The 18,721-nt window shown below is 66.4% G+C and carries 17 protein-coding genes; 11 read left to right on the top strand and 6 right to left on the bottom strand.

Annotation, left to right across the window (positions count from 1 at the left end; translation table 11 throughout):
- Window positions 1-83: 83 nt before the first annotated feature.
- The 5 genes from BLU38_RS05620 to BLU38_RS05600 all read right to left on the bottom strand — a co-directional run bounded on the left by BLU38_RS05620 (window position 84) and on the right by BLU38_RS05600 (window position 4,315).
- Entirely contained in the window at window positions 84-989 is a 906-nt protein-coding gene (locus BLU38_RS05620) for a DUF2510 domain-containing protein (RefSeq protein ID WP_091521155.1), read from the bottom strand.
- A gap of 80 nt (window positions 990-1,069) precedes the next feature.
- Window positions 1,070-2,011, bottom strand: a complete 942-nt coding sequence (locus tag BLU38_RS05615) for a DUF2510 domain-containing protein (protein WP_157683229.1) — start codon at window positions 2,009-2,011, stop codon at window positions 1,070-1,072.
- 13 nt (window positions 2,012-2,024) lie between these two features.
- Window positions 2,025-2,945, bottom strand: coding sequence for a DUF2510 domain-containing protein (locus BLU38_RS05610; protein WP_091521149.1), 921 nt, complete (start codon window positions 2,943-2,945; stop codon window positions 2,025-2,027).
- Window positions 2,946-2,948: 3 nt separating this feature from the next.
- Entirely contained in the window at window positions 2,949-3,920 is a 972-nt protein-coding gene (locus BLU38_RS05605) for a DUF2510 domain-containing protein (protein WP_157683228.1), read from the bottom strand.
- Window positions 3,921-3,997: 77 nt separating this feature from the next.
- The gene (locus tag BLU38_RS05600; protein WP_091521145.1) at window positions 3,998-4,315 is read right to left on the bottom strand and encodes a thiamine-binding protein; all 318 of its coding nucleotides are present in this window, start codon (window positions 4,313-4,315) and stop codon (window positions 3,998-4,000) included.
- A gap of 295 nt (window positions 4,316-4,610) precedes the next feature.
- Here BLU38_RS05600 and BLU38_RS05595 point away from each other — a divergent pair, with 295 nt between their 5' ends.
- The 9 genes from BLU38_RS05595 to BLU38_RS05555 all read left to right on the top strand — a co-directional run bounded on the left by BLU38_RS05595 (window position 4,611) and on the right by BLU38_RS05555 (window position 15,253).
- Complete coding sequence (locus BLU38_RS05595) at window positions 4,611-5,513, top strand: MetQ/NlpA family ABC transporter substrate-binding protein (RefSeq protein WP_197680007.1); 903 nt, start codon at window positions 4,611-4,613, stop codon at window positions 5,511-5,513.
- Window positions 5,513-6,535, top strand: a complete 1,023-nt coding sequence (locus BLU38_RS05590; RefSeq protein ID WP_091521142.1) for a methionine ABC transporter ATP-binding protein — start codon at window positions 5,513-5,515, stop codon at window positions 6,533-6,535. The genes BLU38_RS05595 and BLU38_RS05590 overlap by 1 nt, the downstream gene beginning before the upstream one ends.
- Before the next feature lie 59 nt (window positions 6,536-6,594).
- Window positions 6,595-7,194 (top strand): methionine ABC transporter permease, encoded by a 600-nt coding sequence (locus tag BLU38_RS05585; protein ID WP_091531989.1) that lies wholly within the window; start codon window positions 6,595-6,597, stop codon window positions 7,192-7,194.
- 172 nt (window positions 7,195-7,366) lie between these two features.
- Window positions 7,367-8,752, top strand: a complete 1,386-nt coding sequence (locus BLU38_RS05580) for an ABC transporter substrate-binding protein (RefSeq protein ID WP_197680006.1) — start codon at window positions 7,367-7,369, stop codon at window positions 8,750-8,752.
- Window positions 8,749-9,681 carry a carbohydrate ABC transporter permease gene (locus tag BLU38_RS05575; protein ID WP_091521135.1) on the top strand — a complete coding sequence of 311 codons (933 nt, stop codon included), beginning with the start codon at window positions 8,749-8,751 and terminating at the stop codon, window positions 9,679-9,681. Before BLU38_RS05580 ends, BLU38_RS05575 begins: the two co-directional genes overlap by 4 nt.
- A gap of 2 nt (window positions 9,682-9,683) precedes the next feature.
- The gene (locus tag BLU38_RS05570; RefSeq protein WP_091521132.1) at window positions 9,684-10,574 is read left to right on the top strand and encodes a carbohydrate ABC transporter permease; all 891 of its coding nucleotides are present in this window, start codon (window positions 9,684-9,686) and stop codon (window positions 10,572-10,574) included.
- A 26-nt stretch (window positions 10,575-10,600) separates the two neighbouring features.
- Window positions 10,601-12,121: an alpha-N-arabinofuranosidase gene (locus BLU38_RS05565; RefSeq protein WP_231920189.1), complete on the top strand. Its 1,521-nt coding sequence runs from the start codon at window positions 10,601-10,603 to the stop codon at window positions 12,119-12,121.
- Window positions 12,118-14,193 (top strand): glycoside hydrolase family 2 protein, encoded by a 2,076-nt coding sequence (locus BLU38_RS05560; RefSeq protein WP_231920188.1) that lies wholly within the window; start codon window positions 12,118-12,120, stop codon window positions 14,191-14,193. Before BLU38_RS05565 ends, BLU38_RS05560 begins: the two co-directional genes overlap by 4 nt.
- Before the next feature lie 70 nt (window positions 14,194-14,263).
- Complete coding sequence (locus tag BLU38_RS05555; RefSeq protein WP_231920187.1) at window positions 14,264-15,253, top strand: LacI family DNA-binding transcriptional regulator; 990 nt, start codon at window positions 14,264-14,266, stop codon at window positions 15,251-15,253.
- Window positions 15,254-15,330: 77 nt separating this feature from the next.
- On the opposite strand, the gene BLU38_RS05550 is transcribed toward BLU38_RS05555, so the two are convergent.
- On the bottom strand, window positions 15,331-16,128 hold the full coding sequence (locus tag BLU38_RS05550) for a FadR/GntR family transcriptional regulator (RefSeq protein ID WP_091521125.1): 798 nt from the start codon (window positions 16,126-16,128) through the stop codon (window positions 15,331-15,333).
- Between the two features lie 136 nt (window positions 16,129-16,264).
- Here BLU38_RS05550 and BLU38_RS05545 point away from each other — a divergent pair, with 136 nt between their 5' ends.
- Both BLU38_RS05545 and BLU38_RS05540 read left to right on the top strand, forming a co-directional pair.
- On the top strand, window positions 16,265-17,191 hold the full coding sequence (locus tag BLU38_RS05545) for a proline iminopeptidase-family hydrolase (protein ID WP_091521122.1): 927 nt from the start codon (window positions 16,265-16,267) through the stop codon (window positions 17,189-17,191).
- A 102-nt stretch (window positions 17,192-17,293) separates the two neighbouring features.
- Window positions 17,294-18,715, top strand: coding sequence for an APC family permease (locus tag BLU38_RS05540; protein WP_091521119.1), 1,422 nt, complete (start codon window positions 17,294-17,296; stop codon window positions 18,713-18,715).
- Window positions 18,716-18,721 lie beyond the last annotated feature (6 nt).

Here is an 18,721-nt window from a genome sequence, read left to right as displayed (position 1 = left end):
GCCAAGCTACCCGATCGGTCGGTCGAGTCCGATGATCACCACGGCCTACCGGCAACATGGGCGGCACCACCCGTCGGCGGTCGTCAGCCGCGCACCTTCAGACCGGACAACACCCGCTGGCTGAGGGCCAAGCGGGTTCGGTCGCCCAACGGGACCATCCCGCACCACACCGAATAGGCACCGTCGCGGCCGTCGTCCACCACGACGAAGGTGAGCTGGTCGCCGTCCACCCTGACCCGCGGACTGTCGTCGCGGATCTCGGCGGTGACGATCCAGGCGTCGCGGCCGTCGACCTTGGTCGCCTCGTCGCGGATGTTCTTGGAGCCGGCCAGATGCAGGTACCAGCCGGTCCGCTTCGCACAGTCGAGGGAGGACCGTGCGGCGTCGCGCAGGCTGTCGAAGCCGTCGGAGCGCTGGATCTCGCCGACCGCGAAGATCGACTGCCAGCCCGGTTCGGTCACTTGACTGACACCTTCGGTGTCCCACATCCAGCTCAGCATGTATTCCGGCTCGGGATCGGAGTAACCGTCGATCGGTGCCATCGACAGCCGGCCGCCGTGGATCCGGCCGTCATTAGGGTGCAACGACAGCTCGTCGGGACGCCCCGCCGGACAGTTCACCGCCGTACGGGGTGGGCCGCTCGAGCCCGATGTCGACGGCGAGCCGCCCGCCGGCGACGACGGCAGCGGACTGGAGTCGTCCCAGCCGCTCGCGCCGGCTCCCGGGGCGCCGATGCTGCTCGCGTTGTCGGTGCGGCGGACGATCAGCACCGCGCTGACGACGACGATGACGAGCACCAGGACGGCGATCCCGATCGTCCGGCCCGGATGGTGATGGTCGGCATCGGGGGTCGGTCGCCGCCCGGTCCCCGCGCCGGGCGGCGGGTCGGCGGGGTCGTCGGTCATCACCTCCGACCAGGACTCACCGTCCCAGTAGCGGTATCTCCCGGGTTTGCCACCGGGGTCCGGATACCAGCCGGCCAACGCCATCGACCTCCTTCCACCTCAGTTCAGAACCTAACCGAAGCCACCAACCCGGCGGCGGCCGCGGCACGGGTGCGGAGCGGTTGTCAATCCACCCGCAACCCGCTGATCACCTCATCCAGCTGGGAGATCCGTGCGGCATCACCGATCGGGACGAAGCCGGCGAACAGCGACAGCCGGTCGGCGTCCCCGGTGTCCAGCACGATCACCTCGACCACGTCGCCGGCGGCCTGCACAGCGGGGTCGTCGACACGGATCTCGCTGCGGATCGACCAGCCGGAATGGCCGTCCAGGGCGAATCGCTTACTGGACAGATCCTTCCTGCCGGTGAAGTACTCGTAGTAGAACGACGAGGCGATGCACTGCAGCACCCCGTCGGCAGCCTGCTTCGGCCGGCGGAAACCGTCGTCGGCGTGGAGTTCACCGACCGCGACCATGGCGAACCAGCTCGGCTCGACCTGTTCGCTGGCGCCGCTGACGTCGTAGGCGTAGCTGAGTCCGGAGGCATAACGGTCGTCGCGTCGCCACGGACTGCCGGGCTGTTCGAGTGACAGTCGGCCGCCGTGCAGCCGGCCGTCGGACGGGTGCGGATTGCGACTGCCCGGCGCACCTGCCGCGCAGGCGACGGCACTGGTCGGCCCCGTGCTGTCGCCGGTCGGCGGCGGCGACGCGGTCGGCAACGGACTGGAGTCGTCCCAACCGCTGACGCTGGATTCCGGCGGGTCAGGATCGCCGAGTGCGCCGGGACGTTGATCACCCAGCGAACGGATCACCAGGGTGGCGATCACGACGACGACCAGCAGAACGGCGAGGGCGGCCAGGATCAGCCCGGTCCGGCCGCGGCGCGCTGCCTGCCGGCCGGCGCCGGACGCAGGTTGTGCGGTGGAGGAGCTGCCGATCGGACCGCCACCGGTCGGGCTGCCGATGCTCGGGTTGTCGGTCGTCTCGGCCGACCACTGGCGGCCGTCCCAGTAGCGATAGCGTCCCGGCGTGCCGTCCGGATCGGGATACCAGCCCGTCGCTGCCACGTCGATTCGCCCCTCAGGAGACACGGAGGTCGTGCATCACGGCCTCCAGTTGTTCGAGTCGGGCGGTGTCGTCGATCGGCACGCAACCCCAGAAGAAGGACAGTGTGCCCTGCTCACCGGTGTCCACCACGATCGCCTCGGAGACATCACCTTCGAGGTCGTCGCCGGCATCGTCCACCCGGATCTCGGTGCGCACCGCCCAGCCCGGCTCGCCGTCGACATCGTGCCGCTTGCTGTAGACGTCGTGCCGTCCCTGGAAACCACGATAGAAGGTCGACGACGCGATGCACTGGGTGATCGCCTCGGCCGCCTGTTCGGGGCCGGTGAATCCATCCTCGGTGCGGACCTCACCGACCGCGATGGACTCGTACCAATTCGCCTCGACGATCTTGTCGACCAGGCCGACATCGTAGGCGAAGGACAATCCGATGGCGTCCCGGTTGGTGTGATTCCAACTGCTGTCCGGCGACGGCATCGACAACTCACCGCCGTACACCCGGCCGTTGTCGGGGTGCTTCGCCCGCTCGGTCGGAGCACCGACCGCGCAGGCCACCTTCGGATTGCTGCGCGGGCTCGGAGACCGCGCGCTCTTCGACGGTGTCGGTGTGGGAGTGGCGGTCGGCAGCGGACTGGAGTCGTCCCAGCCGCTGGCCGTCGATGGCGGTGGATCAGGGTCGTCGAGCACGGTGTCGTGATGATCATCGAGGGCGCGCACGATCAGCGCGGCCACGATCGCCCCGACGATCAGCACCGCCAATCCACCGATCAGCAGGCCGGCCCTGCCGCGCTGTCGGCGCTGCGCCGATGGCCCGGTGGGGCCCGGCGGCGGCGCCTGGGGAGTGTTGCTCGTCGCCGCGGACCACTGGTTGCCGTCCCAGTAACGGAAGCGTCCCGGGGTGCCGTCCGGGTCGGGATACCAGCCCGCCGCTGCCATCGTTCAGCCGACCTGCAGGCCGGCGATGGTGTCGTCCAGCGTCCGGATCCGCGGCTGGTCGCCGATCGGCACGAAGCCACCGAAGAAGGACAGCTGTCCGGCCGTACCGGTGTCCACCACGATCACCTCGGCGACGTCGCCTTCGACGCTCAGGTCGGGATTGTCCACTCGGATCTCTGATCGCAGTGCCCAGCCTGGATGGCCGTCGACGGTGACCTTCTTGGAGAACACGTCCTTGCGGCCGGTGAATTGGCTGTAGTAGCCCGACGAAGCGATGCACTGCATCATGCCGTCGGCGCTCTGCTTGGTGGTCTTGAAGCCGTCGGCCGACGTGATGTAGCCGACCGCCAGCAACGACGCCCAGGCCGGCTCGGTGCTGGTGTAGACACCGTCGGTGTCGTAGGCCCAGGTCATCGAATGGGTGTAGGCGGCGTTGTCGTCATAGCCCGCCGGTTTGGGAAACGACAGGTCACCGCCATAGGTGCGTTTGTCGTCGGCCGGATGGTTCTGGCGACGGCTCGGATCACCGTCCGGGCAGGACTCCAGGCCCTGTGGACTGGCGCTGTCGGACGGCTCGGCGCTCTGCGTCGGGGTCGGTGTCTCGGTCGGCAGCGGGCTCGAGTCGTCCCAGCCGCTGACACTGGACTGTGGTGGATCCGGATCCATCAGCACCCGGTCGCGCCGATCGGTCACCGCTCGGACGGTGAACACCACGGCCAAGATCAACACCACCAGCACCACCAGGGCGCCGACCACGATGCCGGTGCGGCTCTTCTGCCGCTGCCCAACGAGTGCGGAGGGCCGGCTCGAGGGGTCCGTCGGACCCGTCGAGGAAGCCGTCGCCGAGCCGTAGGACGCGGTCGGCGGTGGGGCGGTCGGATCATCGGTGGTCTCAGCGGACCACCTGCTGCCATCCCAATAGCGGTAACGCCCCGTCGCTCCTCCGGGATCGGGATACCAACCGGTTGCTGCCACCGTAGGCGACTCCTCGCTCTGCCGTGTCTGGCACCGGATCGGTGCTCGATCAGGCAGAACCCTACGTCACCGCAGCGTCATTCGGCCGCTGATCGACCGCCCTGCAGATGCTGCTCGACCCGCTCGACCTTGGCGGTCAACTGGCCGGTGTACCCGGGGCGGATGTCGGCCTTCAGGACCAGACTGACCCGCGGCGACTCAGCGGCGAGCACGTCGACGGCCCGTTTGACCACGGCCATCACCTCGTCCCACTCGCCCTCGATGTTGGTGAACATGGCGTTGGTCTCGTTGGGCAGGCCGGACTCGCGGACGATCCGGACGACCTCGGCGACGGCGGCCGACACCGATCCGTTCTCGTCCGGTGCGGCGGGGGAGATGCTGAAGGCGACGATCATGAGGACAACGCTACTGGGACCTCCGGCATGTCCAGAATATGGTCATGGGTACCGCTATCCGGACGCTTCGCTGGCTTTCTGTGACCGGGCTCGTACCGTGGTGGGGTGATTCCGCACCAGCTCCGAATGCCCGGCTGCCGCGCTCTGCGGCATGCCGTGGCCTGTTGTCGCTGACCCGACGTCTGAGCCTGCGAACACCCACACCCCTCCCCATCCGGACCGCGCATCGACAGCGTGCGGAGCCGGGCCTGCGCGTGCGCCGATCCGCCCGCGTGGACACAGAAAGGAATCCATCATGTCCCGTCCAGACCTGGTACGCCGACTGCCGCGGTTGCTCGGCGCCGTCGTCGCCGCGACCGCCCTGCTGCTGGCAGCCGCCTGCGGCACGGACTCCGGTGCCTCCGGAGGAGACGACAAGCACGTCAAGATCGGTGTCGCCGATGCGGCCGAGCCGTACTGGCAGACCTACAAGCAGAAGGCGTCCGAGGCCGGCATCGAGGTCGAGCTCGTCAACTTCTCCGACTACAACCAGCCGAACCCGGCGCTGACCCAGAAGCAGTTGGACCTGAACGAGTTCCAGCACCTGCAGTACCTGGCCGAATACAACGTGAAGGCCAAGCAGGACCTGACGCCGATCGGCGCGACGGCGCTCTACCCGCTGCCGCTGTATTCGACCAAGCACGCCAGCACCGCCGAGATCCCGGCCGGCGGCAAGGTCGCGATCCCCAACGACCCCACCAACCAGGCCCGTGCGCTGCTCGTCCTGCAGGCCGCGAAGCTGATCACCCTGAAGGACGGCGGCAACTCGCTGTCCACCCCGGCCGACGTGCAGCCGGGCGCCAAGATCAAGGTGGTGCCGGTGGACGCCAGCCAGACCGCGGCCAACCTGGGGAGCGTCGACGCCGCGATCGTGAACAACAACTACGCCACTGCCGCCAAGCTCGGCGAGGACAAGATCATCTACAAGGACAACGTGAACGCCGACGAGTTCAAGCCCTACATCAACATCTTCGTCGCGCGCGCCGAGGACAAGGACAACCCGACCTACAAGAAGCTGGCCGAGCTCTACCATGACCCGGCCGTGGTTGCCGCGGTCAAGAAGGACCTCGGCGCCGGGGGCACCTTCAAGACCAACTCCACCGCCGATCTGCAGAAGACACTGAACGGAATCGAGGACGACATCAAGGCTGCCAACTGATGGCCGCCCTGGTGAGCCTGGTCGGCGTCAGCAAGGAGTTCCGCCGGCCGTCGGTGGTCCGTGCGGTCGATGATGTCGATCTGGACATCAACGCTGGCGAGATCACCGGAGTGATCGGCTATTCCGGGGCCGGCAAGTCGACCTTGGTGCGCTTGATCAACGCCCTGGAACGCCCATCCAGCGGCCGGGTGCTGCTGGACGGCGTTGATCTTGGTCGCTTGACCGAGCGGGAGCTGGGCCGGGTGCGCAGCGAGGTCGGGATGATCTTCCAGCAGTTCAACCTGTTCGCCTCCCGGACCGTCGCCGGCAATGTTGCCTACCCGTTGAAGCTGGCCGGTCTCGGTCGGGCCGAACGTGCGGCCCGGGTGGCGGAGATGTTGGACTTCGTCGGTCTCGCGGATCGGGCGTCGGCCTACCCGAACCAGCTGTCCGGTGGCCAGAAGCAGCGAGTCGGGATCGCCCGGGCGCTGGCCACCGGTCCCAAGCTGCTGTTGGCCGACGAGGCCACCAGTGCGCTCGATCCGGAGACGACAGCCGACGTGCTGGCGCTGTTGCGCCGGGTCAATCGCGATCTCGGGACCACCGTCGTGGTGGTCACTCACGAGATGGAGGTGGTCCGCTCGATCTGTGATCGGGTGGTGGTGATGGAGCAGGGACGGATCGTGGAACGGGGGCCGGTCTTCGACGTCTTCGCTCGTCCGCAGTCGACCGCGACCCGGCGGTTCGTCCAGACGGTGTTGCATGATCGTCCGGACGCGGACGTGATCTCACGGCTGCGCGGCGATCATGCCGGGACGATCATCACTGTCGAGCTGGTTGACCAGCGGACCGCGATCTTCGACCGACTCCGGGATCAGCGCGTACACAGCGCGGTGATCTACGGCGGCATCTCCGAGATCGGTGACCGGCCGTTCGGGTCACTGACCTTCGAACTGACCGGTGAACCCGACGCGATCCGATCGACGATCGCCTCGCTCGCAGAGATCACCGAGGTCACCGAGTGGCCGGAAGGGGGAGTGTGATCGTGGACATCTCAGCTCTGCTCCCACAGCTCGGGATCGCGTTCCGGCAGACCGTGCTGATGGTCGTGATCACCTTGTTCGCCGGAGGCATCGGCGGGCTGATCATCGGCACCGCGCTGTATGCGACCCGACCGGGCAATCTGGCGCAGAACAAGATCATCTTCAACATCCTGAACGTGTTGGTCAACCTGATCCGGCCGATCCCGTTCATCATCTTCATCACCGCGATCGGCCCGCTGACGATGCTCGCCGTCGGGACCACGATCGGCACCAAGGCGGCGATCTTCCCGATGTCGGTGATGGCCGCGGTCGCCATCGGTCGGATCGTTGAGCAGAATCTGGTCGCCGTCGATCCCGGCGTGGTCGAGGCCGCTCGTTCGATGGGGGCGGGTCGGCTCCGCATCCTGCTCACCGTGGTGGTCCCGGAGGCGCTGGCCCCGTTGATCCTGGGTTACACCTTCATGTTCATCGGGATCGTCGACATGTCCGCGATGGCCGGTTACATCGGTGGCGGCGGGCTCGGCGACTTCGCCATCACCTATGGCTACCAGCAGCTCAACTGGGCCGTCACACTGCTCACCGTGGTGATCATCATCGTGATCGTCCAAGGCGCTCAACTCCTGGGCAACGTCCTGGCCCGCCGCGTCCTCCACCGCTGACCCGTCAGTTTCTCCCCGACATTCCGCGCGTGTCGGGGAGAAACTGACGGGTCGGCGGATTTGGCCGGGACCTTCGTCCCCTTGCCAAGCTCTGAGCGGAGGCATACTGTTAGCGCTAACACCTGATAGTTAGCGCTAACATTCGCGCGATCTCGGCACCAGGAGGTCAACGATGACCAGGACAGACCCGATGCAGTCGTCGACTGCCCGCTTCGACCGACGATCCGCGCTCCGGGCGGCGGCGCTGCTGGGTGGTGCGGGTCTCGCCGGCTCCGGCCTGGCGGCCTGCATGCCGGGGTCGTCGCAGCCGGAGCAGAAGTTGGCGCCCAAGCCCAGTGCGACGGCCAAGGGCTCGATCACCTTGTGGATGCGCGACGACGACCTGCTCAAGGTATTCCGCACGGTCGTGCCGGCGTTCAACAAGGTGTATCCCGACGTCTCGGTGAAGATGGTCGGTCTGGACATCGACACCAAGCTGCCGCCGACCTTGATCAGTGGCACTGCGGTGCCGGACGGTTCCTTCTACGAGGACGTCAACATCGGCGCGCAGGCCGATCACCTCTATGACCTGACGTCCCTGATGAAACCGCATCGTGCTGACACGGTGCAGTTCAAGCTGGACGTCAACACCTTCGACAACAAGTTGGTCGGGATCCCCTGGGACACCGATCCGGGACTGCTGTACTACCGCACCGACATCCTGGACAAGGCCGGTGTCGACCCGGCGACGCTGATCAGCTACGACGCGCTGCTGGACGCCGCGGACAAGATCAAGTCCAAGAACGCCAAGGCCAAGCCCATCCCGCTGGAGCAGGACGCCAACCTCGGCCTGCAGTGGCTGATGATGTTGATCAACCAGCAGCAGGGCAGCGGGCTGATCGACAAGCAGGACAACCTCACCATCGACACACCTGCGTTCCGCAACGCCCTCACCTGGATCCGGCAGGTCGCCGAACAGGGGCTCGGTGCCCGGACGAAGTTCGCCAGCACGAGCAACATCGCGATGCTCGACAACGGCACGATCTCCCTGGTGCCGTGGGCGATCTGGTTCATCTTCCTGCCACAGTCCGGGCTCAAGACCTCCGTCGGCAAGTGGCGGGTCGCCGAGTTGCCGGCCTGGACCGAGGGCGGCGCGCGGTCCGGGGTGATGGGCGGTAGCTCGTTCGTGATCCCGCTGAAGGCGAAGAACCCGGAGCTGGCCTGGTTGTTCTACGAGTTCGCCCTCTACAACAAGAAGGGCTACAGCACCGTGTACGGGCCGAACAAGACCTACCCGAACGGGTTGAACACCTCGCTGCCTTCGGTCAAGGCAGCACTGAACGGACCCGCACTCTTCAAGCCCGTCGAGCAACTGGGCAATCAGGACCTGTGGTCGGTGGACACCAAGGCTGCGCTGGCGATTCCTGCCGGTTACCGCATCCCGCCGTGGTTCAACCAGGCAGCGAACTACCTCGGCGTCAACATGCAGAAGATGATCGACGGATCGATGAGCGTGGACGACGTGATCTCCAAGTCTTCGGACCAGATCCAGAAGAACCTCGTCGATCGGCAACGATGAGCACGATCGAGCAGACCAGGACAGGGTTGCCGGACGGTGATCACGCAAGTGAGCCGCCGCGACGTCGACGATTGCCGCGACAGTGGTGGGTCGGCTATCTGTTGGTGCTTCCCTTCTTCCTCCTGTTCGCCGCCTTCGGCGGCTATCCGTTGATCTTCGCGCTCCAGCTGAGCTTCACCGATTGGCACGGCTCGGGCACGCTGCACTGGATCGGGCTGGACAACTACCGCTACCTGCTCGGCAACGTCGACTTCTGGGGGTCGCTGCTCAACTCAGGCGTGATGTGGTTGCTGGTGGTCCCGGTCCAGACGGTCGTCGCGATCGCGGTCGCCGCAGCGCTGACCCGATCCGGTCGGTGGTATGCGAAGGTGCTGCGGACGGTGACGATCCTGCCGTACGTGACTCCGGTGGCGGCGATGGCGCAGGCCTTCATCCTGCTCTTCGACACCAACTTCGGTGTCACCAACTTCATCCTGTCGGCGATCGGCCTGCCGAAGATCGGCTGGCTGACGACGATCTTCTGGTCCAAACCGACGATCGCTCTGTTCGTGCTCTGGAAGAGCAGCGGCTTCGCGCTGATCGTGATGCTGGCTGCGGTACAACAGATCCCGCGAGAAGTGTACGAGGCGTCGGCGATCGACGGCGCCGGGCCGTTCCGGACCTTCTTCTCCATCACGGTGCCGCTGGTGCGTCGGGCGACGGCGTTCTTCGTCGTGGTATCGACGCTTGGTATCTCGCAGATGTTCGTCGAGCCGTACGTGCTCACCAAGGGTGGCCCGTACACGAGTTCGCAGACCTCAGGTCTCTATCTGTACAACCACATCGGTGCCTCCGATCTCGGCACCGGCGCCGCCAACTCCTTCCTGTTGGTGATCTTGGTGCTGCTGCTGTCGCTGATCTCGGTCCGACTACTCAGAGCGGAGGACTGATCATGGTCGCAACTGTCTCGTCCTTCGCCGGACCGCGCCGACACCCGCTGGGCATCGCGCTCCGCCGGACGGCCGCCGCGCTGGTGATCGTGGCGGTCTGTCTGGCCTTCTGCTTCCCGCTCTGGTGGATGATCGTCAACTCGCTGCGCCCCGGCGCGAGCATTCTGAACGATCCGCTCGGCTTCGACCCGCGCGACTTCACCCTGCGCAACTGGGAGGGGATGCTGTCCAACGTCCCGATCATCAGAGCGCTCGGCAACACCACAGTCGTGGTGGCCATCAAGGGGGCGATCACGATGATCTTCTGCCCGCTCGCCGGGTACGGATTCGCCAAGTTCGACTTCCCGTTCAAGCGACAGCTGTTCGCCTTCGTGATGATGACCCTGATGTTGCCGACTCTGGTGTTGATCATCCCGTTGTTGGTGCAGATGGGGGAGCTCGGCTGGGTGAATTCGTTCAAGGCGCTGATCCTGCCCGGAGCGATCGACGCGTTCAGCGTGTTCTGGATGCGGCAGGTGATCAGCGACGTCCCCGACGAGCTGATCGATGCGGCGAAGATCGACGGTGCCGGTGTACTGCGCACCTTCTACGCGGTGATCGTGCCCGTCATCCGGCCCGGGTTGGCGGCCTTGGCGGTGCTCAGCCTGTTCAACATCTACAACGATCTGGTGTGGCCGATCGTCGCCATCAACTCCGAGCAGAAACAGACGCTCGCCGTGCTGCTCGCCGGCTTGGCCACCAACGTCAGCGGCTCGCAGATGTCGGTCAGCAGCGCCGACCTCTGGGGCCAGCTGATGGCCGCGAGCGCCTTCGCCACCATCCCGACCGTGATCATCTTCATCCTGCTGCAGCGGCACTTCATTGCCGGCCTGCTGGCCGGAAGTGCCCGTTGACCATCCGACCGACGAGGAGTCCTGACGTGCCACCACCCCCTGCTGCCCGGATCCGCTTGTGCACCGAGTTCGACCGCGGCACGATCGACCGGCGACTGTTCGGATCGTTCGTCGAGCACATGGGTCGCTGTGTGTACGGCGGGATCTACCAGCCCGATCATCCGCGGGCCGATCAGTCAGGGTTCCGCGAGGACGTCGCAGAGCTGATCGGCGAACTCGGGATCGGTCTGGTCCGCTACCCGGGCGGCAACTTCGTCTCCGGGTATCGCTGGGAGGACGGCGTCGGGCCGCGCGAGCTCCGCCCGACGACCCTCGACCTGGCGTGGCGGTCGGTGGAGACCAACCAGGTCGGCACCGACGAGTTCCTGCAGTGGGCCGAGGGCCGGCGGCTGACGCCGATGATGGCGGTCAATCTCGGTACCCGTGGGGCGGCCGAGGCGGCCGCCCTGGTGGAGTACTGCAACGCCACGTCGCCGACCCGGTATGCCGACCTGCGCCGCAAACACGGCCGGGCGGACCCGTACGACGTCGGGTTGTGGTGCCTGGGCAACGAGATGGACGGGCCGTGGCAGATCGGACACACCACCGCCGAGGAGTACGGCCGCCGAGCGGCCGCGGCCGGCCGGGCGATGCGAATGGTGGATCCGTCGATCGAGCTGACCGTCTGCGGAAGTTCGAACCGGGAGATGGCGAGCTACGGACAGTGGGAGCAGACGGTCCTGGAACACACCCATGATCTGGTGGACTATCTGTCGATCCACGCCTACTACGACGGTCGCCAGTCCGACGCCGACTACCTGGCTTCGGGAGAGGTGATGAGCCGCTACATCGAGGAACTCACCGCGACCGCCGATGCGGTGGTCGCGCGGCACCGATCGAGCAAGAGGTTGGCGATCGCCTTCGACGAGTGGAACGTCTGGACGACGACGCCGGACGACACGGCGACCCGACGCGACGACGAGATCGCGGTCCGACCGCCGCTCGGCGAGGATCGCTACCAGACGCTGGACGCGGTCGTGGTCGGCGATCTGTTGATCAGCCTGCTGAACCATTCCGACCGGGTACGGGTGGCCTGTCTGTCGCTGCTGGTCAACGTCAGCGCGCCGATCCTGACCCGAGCCGACGGATCGGTGCTCCGGCAGACGATCTTCCATCCGCTGGCGCAGACCGCCCGGCTGGCACGGGGATGTTCTCTGGTGAGTAGCGTCGACGGGCCGACGCTCAGCAGTCCCCAGCATGGTGACGTTCCGGGGTTGGCGGTGGCCGCATGCCGGGAAGGCGATCAGAACGCGATCTTCCTGGTGAACCGGACCGGCGAGCCGCTGCCGGTCGAGATCGGCGTCGTCGACCGACCCGACCAATTGATCATGGAAGCCCGAACGGTCATCGCCACACCTCAGCGGCTCGCCGCCGGCGACCCGGAGACGGCCGGGCCAGGCAGCCTCGACGCCGTCGCTGCCGACGGCGCAGTGATGGCAACTCTGCCCGCCCGCAGCTGGTCGGTGATCGCCACCCGTGATGATCGTGGCTGGGAGGATCGATCGTGACTGACGACTATCCGCGCCCGGACTTCCGTCGCGACACCGAGTGGGGACTGCTCGACGGCAGCTGGGAGTTCGCCCGCAGCGCCGAGACGACGCCGCCGACGTGCTGGCCGGAGATGATCATGGTCCCGTACGGCTGGGACACCGAGGCATCCGGAGTCGCAGCCCGCTGGCTCGAGGTCGGCTGGTACCGGTTGCGCTGGACGGCTCCGACGCCGGCGGACGGGCACCGGCTGATCGTGCACTTCGGTGCCGTCCAGCACGAGACCACGATCTTCGTCGACGGCCTCCGACAGCACCGGCACACCGGCGGCCAGGTCCCGTTCGAAGTCGATCTCACCGAGTTCGCCGGTGACCGGATCGAGCTGTGTGTCCGGGTCCGCAACCCGCGGGACAAGGGCGCCATCCCGCACGGCAAGCAGCGATCGATCCCGCTGGATCCCTACGACAGTTGCTCATTCAGCCCGTGCAGCGGGATCTGGCAGAGCGTCTGGTGGGAGCTCCGTCCGGAACGTCATCTGGCTGCCGTCGAACTGCGTCCGCGCAGCACATTGGACGGTTGGGACGCGACCATCCGGGTGGCGGGACCCGAACCGGATCCCGCGTCGACCATCGCCGTGGACGTGCTCGACGACCCGAGCCCTGAGCTGGTCGAAGGGCTGGAAACCCGCGGCCCACGTAAGGCCGGATCCTCGAAGGAGTTCCGGTCCTTCGACAAGCTCACGACCCTGGCTGTTGCGGTCGATGAGCCGCGCCCGTGGTCGCCGGCCGACCCCCATCTCTACGAGATCGCCGTCGAGGTCCGCGACGGTGACCAGGTGATCGACCGGGTGATCGTGACGACCGGCATCCGGACCATCGAGACCCGCGGGCGACATCTCTTCCTCAACGGAGAAAGGATCTTCCTCCGCGGCGTGCTGGACCAGGGGTATTGGCCCAGGTACGGTTGGACGGCGCCGGACGGTGCCGCGTTGACCGCCGATCTTGATCATGCCAGACGGCTCGGCTTCAACCTGGTCCGCAAACACCTCAAGCTGGAGGACCCGCGCTGGCTGCATCATGCCGACCGGATCGGGATGCTGGTGTGGGAGGAGCCGGCCAGCACGAGCCGCTACAGCTCCCCAGCTACTGTCGCCTTCGCCGATCAGATCGCGCCGATGGTCGCGCGGGACGGTAACCATCCGTGCATTGTGATCTGGGGGCTGTACAACGAGGAGTGGGGTCTGGACTGGGATGTGGTCGACAACCCGGTCAAGCAGCGAGTGCTCGCCGACGGATACCGGTTGATCAAGGAACTGGACGACTCCCGTCCGGTGGTGGATTGCTCCGGCTGGTCACACGTCGCCACCGATCTGGCCGACTGGCACGTCTACTCCGACTCCCCGACGGACTGGCGGAACGCGATCTCTGACCTGTACACCGGAGCCGCGCCTGGCTTCGATGTCGATCTCGGCAGTCACGTGGAACGCAAGTACCTGATGGCCGACCGGGGGGATGCCCGCGGACTGCCCGTGATCAACAGCGAGTACGGCACTGGTCGGACCGCGGTCGATCGCGCCTGGGCGATGCGGTGGCAGACCCAGGAGCTACGCCGGCAGGCCGACAACAACGGCTACGTCTACACCGAGTTGTACGACGTCGAGCACGAGTTCGCCGGGGTGCTGACCTTCGACCGGTCGGTCAAGGACGATCTCGGTCTGACCTCCTCCGACGTCCATGCCGAGACCGTGATCATCACCGATCTCGACCCGATCGCGCCGGGCATCGACGTGATCAGCACCAACGGTGAGGTCACCGTTCCGGTCCGGCTGTCGCACCACGGACGATCGAGGATCCGCGGGACGCTGGCGGCGGCCTGGTCGCAGCCTGGGAACGGAGCTGACACCGCGGCCGAGCAGAAGGTCGACGTCGTCGTCGATCCCTACCGGGTGTCCGATCCGACGATGGTGCGGTCGACGATGCCCACCGGTTCGAGCACCGCACGGCTGCGGCTGTGGCTCGTCGACGAGTCGGATCAGGTCCGCGCGCACACCGTCGTCGACGTCGTCCGGGCCGTCGGCCGAGTCGACCATTAGGCTGCGCTCGGGAGATGACTGACCTGTGACCGACCGTATCCGCAAACCCCGACCGAGATCACCCCAGTCGGTGAGCCTCGACGATGTCGCGCGGCTGGCCGGTGTCTCCACGATGACCGTGTCCCGAGTGCTCAACAGCAGCGGCGCGGTCAGCAAGGAGACCCGGGCGCGGGTGGTGACGGCCGCCACGACGCTGAACTACCGCCCCAACCTGGCGGCCAAGACCCTGAGCAGCGGCCGGGCGCGCAGTATCGGTGTGATCACCATGGAAGGAGCCGTCGACGGGCCGACCTCTGCGCTGGCCGGCATCGAGCAAGACGCGCGCGCCCTCGGGTACGCGGTGACGATGTCGATCCTGCCCGAACTCACACCGGAGTCGATCGCGGATGCCGTGGACTATCTGCAGAGTCAGGCAGTCGCCGGCATCGTGGTCAACGCTCCGCACAGCGGGCTCGACGACTCGATGGTAACGGCCATGGACACGCCGATGGTCGCGATGGAAGGGATCCGTGGTCGGACCCCGGTAGTGGCCGTCGACCAGGTCCGCGGTGCGGAGCTGGCCACCCAGCATCTGATCGACCTCGGACACACCGCGATGCATCACATCGGGGGACCCGAAGACCGGCTGGAGGCCCTGGAACGCCGGCAGGGCTGGGAAGCCACTCTGGCGGCGGCCGGTCTCGAGCCGCTGGGCGTCTCGGTCGGCGACTGGTCGCCGGAGTCGGGTTACGAGCTGGCCCGGGCTGCAGCCGCCGGCGGCGAGGCGACCGCGCTGTTCGTGGCGAACGACCTGATGGCGATCGGTGCGCTGCGGGCGCTGAGCGAGCTCGGGATCGCCGTGCCCGACCAGGTGAGCGTGGTCGGCTTCGACGACATCGCCGAATCGGCGTTCCTGACACCGTCGTTGACCACCGTGCACTACGACTTCTACGAACTCGGCCGCAGAACGCTCACCGAATTGTTGTCCGAGGTGGCCGCCGGTGAGATCGCGGCGTCCGGGACCAAGATCATGTTGGAACCGTCCCTGATCGTTCGGGAGAGTTCGGGTCCCGCGCTCTGAGGCACCCGCCCCCACACATCCGCTGACCCGTCAGTTTCTCCCCGACACGCCGCGCGTGTCGGGGAGAAACTGACGGGTCAGCGGATTGGGGAGGGAGGACTCGGCGGGGCGACCCGCTCCGAGGCACGGCGGAGCCCGGCGCGCATCGTCTCCAGGGTGAGGGTGAAGTGGGCCTGCGCCGCGCGGCCGGCGGCGTCGGCCTCGCCGCGGATGACATGACCGACGAGGTCGGTGTGTTGTTCGAGGGCGGCGGTGAGGAACTCCGGATCGTACGGTTCTGCCCCGAAACCCAGCGTTGCCTCAGCGGTCAGCCTGGCACTCAGTGAGGTCAGATGAGGGTTGCGGGCCGCAGCACAGATCAGTCCGTGCAATCGGCGGTCCGCCGATCGGGCGTCGATCATGCCGGCGGCGTGCCGGAACTCCTCCAACGCACTCCTGATCTTGGTGATGTCGTCGGCGGTACGGCGTTCGGCCGCGGCTCGCGCGATCATGCCCTCCACCAGGCAGCGATAGTCGAACAGGTCGAGCAACCGAGGGATCTCCACCTCCAGGGTGCGGCGAGCAACCTCGGGGGCGACGTCCTCCCAGGCGGTGGTCGCGACGAAGGTGCCGCCACCCCGTCCGCGCCGGCTCTCGATCAGGCCGAGGTCGGCCACCTGCCGCAGCGCCTCGCGCAAGGTCACCCGACTGACGCCCAACGACAGGGCCAGTTCCCGCTCGGGCGGGAGCCGTTCACCGGGGGAGTAGGTCGCGATAGCGATCGCCGTCACGAGCCGGTCGGCTAGCGAGGTCGACTTCGTCCGTGAGACCGTTGCGTGGTGGCCGACGGCAGTTCGGTCGTCGGTCGCGATCTGATCATCAGGGCCGGCGGGCATGGCGGGAGTCTATGAGCCGTAGCAGCGCCGTAACGATCATTCCTGGCGCCCGAAGACGAAAAGGTATTAGAGTGAGACCAATTCGGCTCGGGGTGACCTCCGATCCCTGCGTGCCGGTCGATGGGAGTGGTGTTGCATGGTCCAGACGCGTGACTCGCGGTTCCCGGATGCGACCGAGACCGGGACCGTCGCCTTCCGCGGCGGGCAGACCTGGTACCGCGTCACCGGAGATCGCCGGTCGGCATCGGGCCGAGCGCCGTTGGTGATCCTGCACGGAGGTCCCGGTGCGGCGCACAACTACACGCTGGCGATGGCCAATCTGGCGCGTGCTGGGCGCGTCGTCGTGCACTATGACCAGCTCGGCTGCGGTGAGAGCACCCACCGTCCGGACGCGCCGGCCGACTTCTGGACCGTTGAGCTGTTCGTCGAGGAGTTGCGCACCGTTGTTGATCAGCTGGGTATCGGTGATCGATTCCATCTGCTCGGTCAGTCCTGGGGCGGCATGCTGGCGCCCGAGGTGGTGCTCGACGACGCCTCCGGGATCCAAAGCCTGACGATCTGCGATTCGCCGGCTTCGATGCCGCTGTGGTTGCAGGCGGCCAACGAGCTGCGTGATCAACTTCCCGCTGAGGTGCAGCAGACCCTGCAGCGGCACGAGGCGGCCGGCAGCACCGACGATCCGGACTATGCCGCGGCGATGAAGGTGTTCTACGACCGGCACGTCTGCCGGGTGGTACCCAACCCGCCCGAGGTCACCGACTCCTTCGACCAGATCGAGGCCGAACCGACGGTCTATCACACGATGAACGGTCCGTCGGAGTTCCACGTGATCGGTTCATTGCGGGACTGGGACATCGTCGATCGGGTCGGCGAGATCACGGTGCCGACCCTGGTCGTCGCCGGCGCGCACGATGAGGCGTTGCCGTACGTCTGGCAGCCGTTCCTGGACAACATCCCCGGGTCACGCTCGCATGTCTTCGCCGACTCCAGCCACATGCCCCACGTGGAGCAACCGGAGGAGTTCCTCGACGTGGTCGGTGGCTTCCTGGCCGAACATGACTGACTCGGTTGATCAGGACTGACTCGGCCGAACGACTGACTCCGCCGAACAACTGACTCCGCCGAACAACTGACGGGCGCTCTCACTGCTGCAGAAGGGATCTTCATGGCAGACCAGCAATCCGCGGGCTCGGGTGATCTTGCCGAGTTCGGGTACAAACAGGAGCTCAACCGGAGATTGTCCACCGTCGATCTGCTGATCTACGGCCTGGTCTTCATGGTGCCGATCGCGCCCTGGGCGATCTACGGCACGGTGTTCAACGAGGCCAAGGGCATGGTCCCGTTGGTCTACATCATCGGTCTGGTCGCGATGATCTTCACCGCGCTGTCGTACGCTCAGATGTCGCGGGCGTTCCCGATCGCGGGTTCGGTCTACTCCTACGTCGGCCGCGGTATCCATCCCAAGCTCGGTTTCATTGCCGGTTGGACGATCCTGCTGGACTACCTGTTGGTCCCGACACTGCTCTACGTTTTCGCCGCGGAGTCGATGTCGGGCATTTTCCCGGTGCTGCCGAAGTTCGTCTGGATCGTGGTCTTCCTGGTGATCAACACGCTGATCAACTACATCGGGATCTCGTTCACCGCCGTCGTCAACCGGCTCTTCCTGGCGGCGGAGCTGATCTTCATCGTGATCTTCGTGATCATGGCCGTGGTCGCGATCGCCCACGGGCTGGACGGCGCGACGTTCACCACGAAGCCGGTGTTCAATCCGGACCAGTTCAGCTTGCCGCTGGTCGGCACGGCGCTGTCGATCGCTGTGTTGTCCTTCCTCGGTTTCGACGGCATCGCCACCCTGTCGGAGGAGAGCAAGGGCGGGCACCGCTCCGCCGGCATCGCCATGATCCTCGGACTGTTCCTGGTGGCGACCTTCTTCATCTCCCAGACCTGGCTGGCCGGGATGCTGATCCCTGACACCACCTCGTTTCCCGAGGACAAGGCAGGCAACGCGTTCTTCGACATCGTCGCGAGAGTCTCCAGTCACGGTTGGCAGGTGGCGTTCCTGGCCATGAACGCGCTGGCCGTCGGTATCGCCAACGCCGTCGCCGCGCAGAGCGCGACCTCGCGGCTGCTGTTCTCGATGAGCCGGGACGGACAGTTGCCGCGATTCCTCGCCCACATCAACGCCAAGAACAAGGTGCCGGAGCGGGCGATCCTGCTGGTCGGGGCGATCACCCTGGTGCTGGGGTTGTTCTTCGTCGGTCAGATCGGTCTGATCAGCAGCTTGGTCAACTTCGGCGCGCTCACCTCGTTCCTGCTGTTGCATCTGTCGGTGATCATCTACTTCGGCGTCCGGAGACGGTCGGCGAATGTCGTGCTGCATTGGGTGGTGCCGATCATCGGGTTCTGCATCATCGGCTTCGTGTTGTGGAATGCTGAACCGGCGGCGAAGATCGGCGGAATCGTCTGGTTGATCATCGGGCTCCTGGTGCTGGTCTACTACAGCCGTCGCGGTATCGGCATCCTCCCCGAACACAGCGCAAATGTTGCAGCACAGGATCCAGATGGTGCAGCACAGGACAAGGAGTGACGGACG

It is taken from the genome of Microlunatus soli, from assembly GCF_900105385.1.
Classification (GTDB): Bacteria; Actinomycetota; Actinomycetes; order Propionibacteriales; family Propionibacteriaceae; genus Microlunatus; species Microlunatus soli.
Note: the sequence above shows the minus strand (reverse complement) of the source record. Positions and strands in the feature narration are given on the sequence as shown.

Coding starts and splice junctions, on each gene's coding strand:
- BLU38_RS05620 (WP_091521155.1), bottom strand. CDS start 989: ATGGCGTTGGCCGGCTGGTATCCGGACCCCGGTGGCAAACCCGGGAGA.
- BLU38_RS05610 (WP_091521149.1), bottom strand. CDS start 2,945: ATGGCAGCGGCGGGCTGGTATCCCGACCCGGACGGCACCCCGGGACGC.
- BLU38_RS05600 (WP_091521145.1), bottom strand. CDS start 4,315: ATGATCGTCGCCTTCAGCATCTCCCCCGCCGCACCGGACGAGAACGGA.
- BLU38_RS05595 (WP_197680007.1), top strand. CDS start 4,611: ATGTCCCGTCCAGACCTGGTACGCCGACTGCCGCGGTTGCTCGGCGCC.
- BLU38_RS05590 (WP_091521142.1), top strand. CDS start 5,513: ATGGCCGCCCTGGTGAGCCTGGTCGGCGTCAGCAAGGAGTTCCGCCGG.
- BLU38_RS05585 (WP_091531989.1), top strand. CDS start 6,595: ATGGTCGTGATCACCTTGTTCGCCGGAGGCATCGGCGGGCTGATCATC.
- BLU38_RS05580 (WP_197680006.1), top strand. CDS start 7,367: ATGACCAGGACAGACCCGATGCAGTCGTCGACTGCCCGCTTCGACCGA.
- BLU38_RS05575 (WP_091521135.1), top strand. CDS start 8,749: ATGAGCACGATCGAGCAGACCAGGACAGGGTTGCCGGACGGTGATCAC.
- BLU38_RS05570 (WP_091521132.1), top strand. CDS start 9,684: ATGGTCGCAACTGTCTCGTCCTTCGCCGGACCGCGCCGACACCCGCTG.
- BLU38_RS05550 (WP_091521125.1), bottom strand. CDS start 16,128: ATGCCCGCCGGCCCTGATGATCAGATCGCGACCGACGACCGAACTGCC.
- BLU38_RS05545 (WP_091521122.1), top strand. CDS start 16,265: ATGGTCCAGACGCGTGACTCGCGGTTCCCGGATGCGACCGAGACCGGG.
- BLU38_RS05540 (WP_091521119.1), top strand. CDS start 17,294: ATGGCAGACCAGCAATCCGCGGGCTCGGGTGATCTTGCCGAGTTCGGG.